Consider the following 3905-nt stretch of genomic DNA (forward strand, 5'->3'; position numbering starts at 1 on the left):
ATGTCGACGCCCGACGCGACCTGGCCGGCGGCCAGACCGTCGAGGATCGAGTCGGCCATCAGGTCGCAATAGAGCTGGATGGCGCGGGCGGCGTCGTCGTTGCCCGGGATCGGATAGGTGATGCCGTCCGGGTTGCAGTTGGTGTCGAGGATGGCGATCACCGGGATGTTCAGCTTGCGCGCTTCCTGGATCGCGATCGCTTCCTTGTTGGTGTCGATCACGAACATCAGGTCGGGAATGCCGCCCATGTCCTTGATGCCGCCGAGGCTGAGTTCGAGCTTGTCGCGCTCGCGGGTCAGGGTCAGCAGTTCCTTCTTGGAACGGCCGCTCTCGCTGGCCAGGACGCCTTCCAGCTCGCGCAGGCGGGCGATCGAGCCCGAAACGGTGCGCCAGTTGGTGAGCGTGCCGCCCAGCCAGCGGTGGTTGACGTAGTACTGAGCGCAGCGGCGGGCGGCGGTGGCGATCGGCTCGGAAGCCTGGCGCTTGGTGCCGACGAACAGGATGCGACCGCCCGAGGCGGCGACTTCACGGACCTTCACCAGAGCCTGGTGCAGGAGCGGGATCGACTGCGACAGGTCGATGATGTGGATGTTGGAGCGGCTACCGAAGATGTAGCGCTCCATCTTCGGGTTCCAACGGTGCGTCTGGTGGCCGAAGTGCGCGCCGGACTCGAGCAGCGCACGCATGGAGAATTCAGGCAGAGCCATCTGTAATATCTCGTCTTTCTTCCGGTTGAACCTCCGCAGGCAAACCCTCCGAGGAGGACCGGAACGGACAAGGGCGGGATTTCTCCCCGACCAGGCCGAACACCTGCGTGTGGATTGGAGCGGCGGGAAATAAGGGGAAAGCGCCGGGAAATCAAGCCGTCAGGGCAAAGGCCCTACCGCCGCGTGGTCGGGCCGCCGGGGCCGTAGACGCTGGGCGGCTGGGTCGGCTTCCAGGGCTTGTAGGGTTCGTAGGCTGGAGACGACGGCCCGGCTGGGATTGACGGGATCGGGGTGATGGAGTCCCGCACCTTCGGCTTCGAATAGGCCGGTTTCGGGTATCCGGGCAGGCTCGGCTTCGGTTGTGGCGGGACCGGGGCATGGCGGCCGAAGCCGGCGGAACCGCCGCGACCGAAGCCAGGTGAGGAGTTGTACGTCCCAGACTGGGCGCCGGCCGGACCGGCGATCAGGCCGACGAGCGCGGCGATCAGAACGAGGCGCATGACAGCTCCTAGAGATCTTCGACGAAGACGACGCCGGGCGCGGTCTTGATGGCGCCGCGCACTGCGCCGTTGAGAGTGAAGCGGCCGGGAAGTTTCAATTCCACTTCCCGGCCCTGCCCAAGGCCCGCGACCAGCAGGATTTCGCCGCCGCGCGGGTCGGCGACGCCCTCCAACCGCTTCTTCAGCGCCTCGATCTCGGCGCTACGCGGCGCGAGATGGACGCGGAGGCCGGCGACCGCATTTTCGATGGCTTTTTCCACCGGCTGGGCGTCGTCGCCAAAGAACCGCACCTCACCCTCACTGGCCTTGGCGCGGACGCGGATAGACACCGCCTTGCCGGGCTCAAGGAAGTCGCGGCAGCGGCGCAGGGTCTCCGGTGGGAACAGCACCTCGTATTCCCCCGTCGGGTCGGAGAAGGTGACGAAGGCGAACTTTTCGCCCGTGCGGCCGGGCTTCTCCAGCTTGCGGCGGACGATGCCGGCCATGCGGAGGGCCTCGGCGCCGGCCAACGCCTTGGCCACGGCGTCGGTGTAGAGCTCGGTGCGCTTGCGCCGCAGCGCCTCGACCATGTCCTCCAGCGGGTGACCGGAGAGGTAGAAGCCGATGGCGGCCAGTTCCTCGTCGAGCCTCTGGACCGGCATCCAGGTTTCGGCCTTGGGCAGGCGAGGCCGCCCCGCGCCGCCCGCGTCGTCGCCGAACAGGCTGCGCAGGCCCTCGGCGCGGTCGGAGGCCAGGGCCTGTCCATGACTGACCAGCACGTCGGCGGCGGCCACGAGTTGCGACCGTTCGGGGTGGATGCTGTCGAAGGCGCCGGCCCGGGCGAGGGTCTCGAAGGTCCGCTTGTTGACCTGCTTGGGATCGACGCGCTCGACGAAGTCGAAGATGTCGCGGAACGGTCCGCCCTCGCGGCGCACCTCGACGACGTGCTCCATGGCCTGCAGGCCCACGTTGCGGATCGCCCCGAGCGCGTACAGCACCTCGCCGTTCTCGACCTCGAAATCGGCGGCCGAGCGGTTAATGTCCGGGGCGCGGATGGTGACCCCAAAGCGCTTGGCGTCCTGGTAGAAGACCGAGAGCTTGTCGGTGTTAGCGATATCGAGGCTCATGGAGGCAGCGAAGAACTCGACCGGCGCATTCGCCTTGAGCCAGGCTGTCTGGTAGCTGACGACCGCATAGGCGGCGGCGTGGGACTTGTTGAAGCCGTAGCCGGCGAACTTGTCGACGAGATCGAAGATCGCCCCCGCCTGGGCGCCGGAAATGCCGTTCTTCTCGGCCCCGGAGACGAACCGCGCGCGCTGGGCGTCCATCTCCTCCTTCTTCTTCTTGCCCATCGCCCGGCGCAGAAGGTCGGCCTCGCCCAGGCTGTAGCCGGCCAGGATCTGGGCGATCTGCATCACCTGTTCCTGGTAGACGATGATGCCGTAGGTCTCGTTCAGCACCGGCGCGAGGGTCGGATGCAGGGTGTCGATCGGCTTGCGGCCGAACTTGCAGTCAACGAACGCCGGGATGTTGTCCATCGGGCCCGGGCGATAGAGGGCGCCGATGGCGGTGACGTCCTCGATGGAGTTCGGGCGAAGCTGGCGCAGGGTGTCGCGCATCCCCTGCCCTTCGAGCTGGAAGACGCCGACCGTCTGGGCGTTGCTCATCAGCTCGTAGGTCTTGGCGTCGTCGAGCGGCAGTAGGTCCATGTCGACGGCGGCGCCGCGTTTTTCCAGGTATTTCAACGCCCGGTCGATGACGGTCAGCGTTTTCAGGCCAAGGAAGTCGAACTTCACCAGGCCGGCGCTCTCGACCCACTTCATGTTGAACTGAGTGGCGGGCAGTTCGGAACGCGGATCGCGGTAGAGCGGCGTCAGCTCGGTCAGGGCGCGGTCGCCGATGACCACACCGGCGGCGTGCGTCGAGGCGTTGCGGTAGAGGCCCTCGAGCTGCAGGGCGATGTCGAGCAGGCGGGCGACCGCTTCGTCTTCCTGGCGCGCCTGCTTGAGCCGCGGCTCGATATCGATGGCCTGGGCCAAGGTGACGGGGTTGGCCGGGTTGGCCGGGACCATCTTGGCGAGGCGGTCGACTTGGCCGAGCGGCAATTGCAGCACCCGGCCGACGTCGCGCAGCACCGCGCGCGCCTGCAAGGTGCCAAAGGTGATGATCTGGGCGACCCGATCGCGGCCGTAGCGCTGCTGGACGTAGGAGATCACCTCCTCCCGCCGCTCCTGGCAGAAATCGATGTCGAAGTCGGGCATCGAAACCCGCTCGGGATTCAGGAAGCGTTCGAACAGCAGGCCATAGCGCAGCGGATCGAGGTTGGTGATGGTCAGGGCGTAGGCGACCAGCGAGCCGGCGCCGGAGCCCCGCCCCGGCCCGACGGGGATTTCATGGGCCTTGGCCCATTTGATGAAGTCCGAAACGATCAGGAAGTAGCCGGGGAACCCCATTTGGGTGATGACCCCGATCTCCCGTTCCAGCCGCGCCTCGTAGTCCTCGGCCGGGAAGGCATTGGCCTCGCCCCGCGACATGCGGAGTTTCAGCCCCTCGCGCGCCTGGTGGGCCAGTTCATCCGCCTCGGAGCGACCCCCTTCGGTGGGGAAGCTCGGCAGCAGCGGGTCGCGCTTCTTGACCATGAACGCGCAGCGGCGGGCGATATCGAGGGTGTTGTCGCAGGCTTCCGGCAGATCCGCGAACAGGGCGCGCATGTCGGCCG

Annotated in this window: 3 protein-coding genes; all 3 read right to left on the reverse strand. The window is 67.1% G+C overall.

Going from position 1 to position 3905, the window contains the following annotated elements; translation table 11 throughout:
- The coding region (gene rpsB, locus ACILRF_RS15115) for a 30S ribosomal protein S2 (RefSeq protein ID WP_395674335.1) at nucleotides 1–707 on the reverse strand (707 nt) is incomplete at its 3' end.
- 173 nt (nucleotides 708–880) lie between these two features.
- Nucleotides 881–1207: a hypothetical protein gene (locus tag ACILRF_RS15120; RefSeq protein ID WP_395674337.1), complete on the reverse strand. Its 327-nt coding sequence runs from the start codon at nucleotides 1205–1207 to the stop codon at nucleotides 881–883.
- Between the two features lie 8 nt (nucleotides 1208–1215).
- The coding region (gene dnaE, locus ACILRF_RS15125) for a DNA polymerase III subunit alpha (protein ID WP_395674339.1) at nucleotides 1216–3905 on the reverse strand (2690 nt) is incomplete at its 5' end.

This window comes from Phenylobacterium sp. (genome assembly GCF_044236515.1).
Classification (GTDB): Bacteria; Pseudomonadota; Alphaproteobacteria; order Caulobacterales; family Caulobacteraceae; genus Phenylobacterium.

What these genes read in the sequence shown, in the direction of transcription:
- ACILRF_RS15120 (WP_395674337.1), bottom strand. Translation starts at nt 1,207, where the DNA reads ATGCGCCTCGTTCTGATCGCCGCGCTCGTCGGCCTGATCGCCGGTCCG.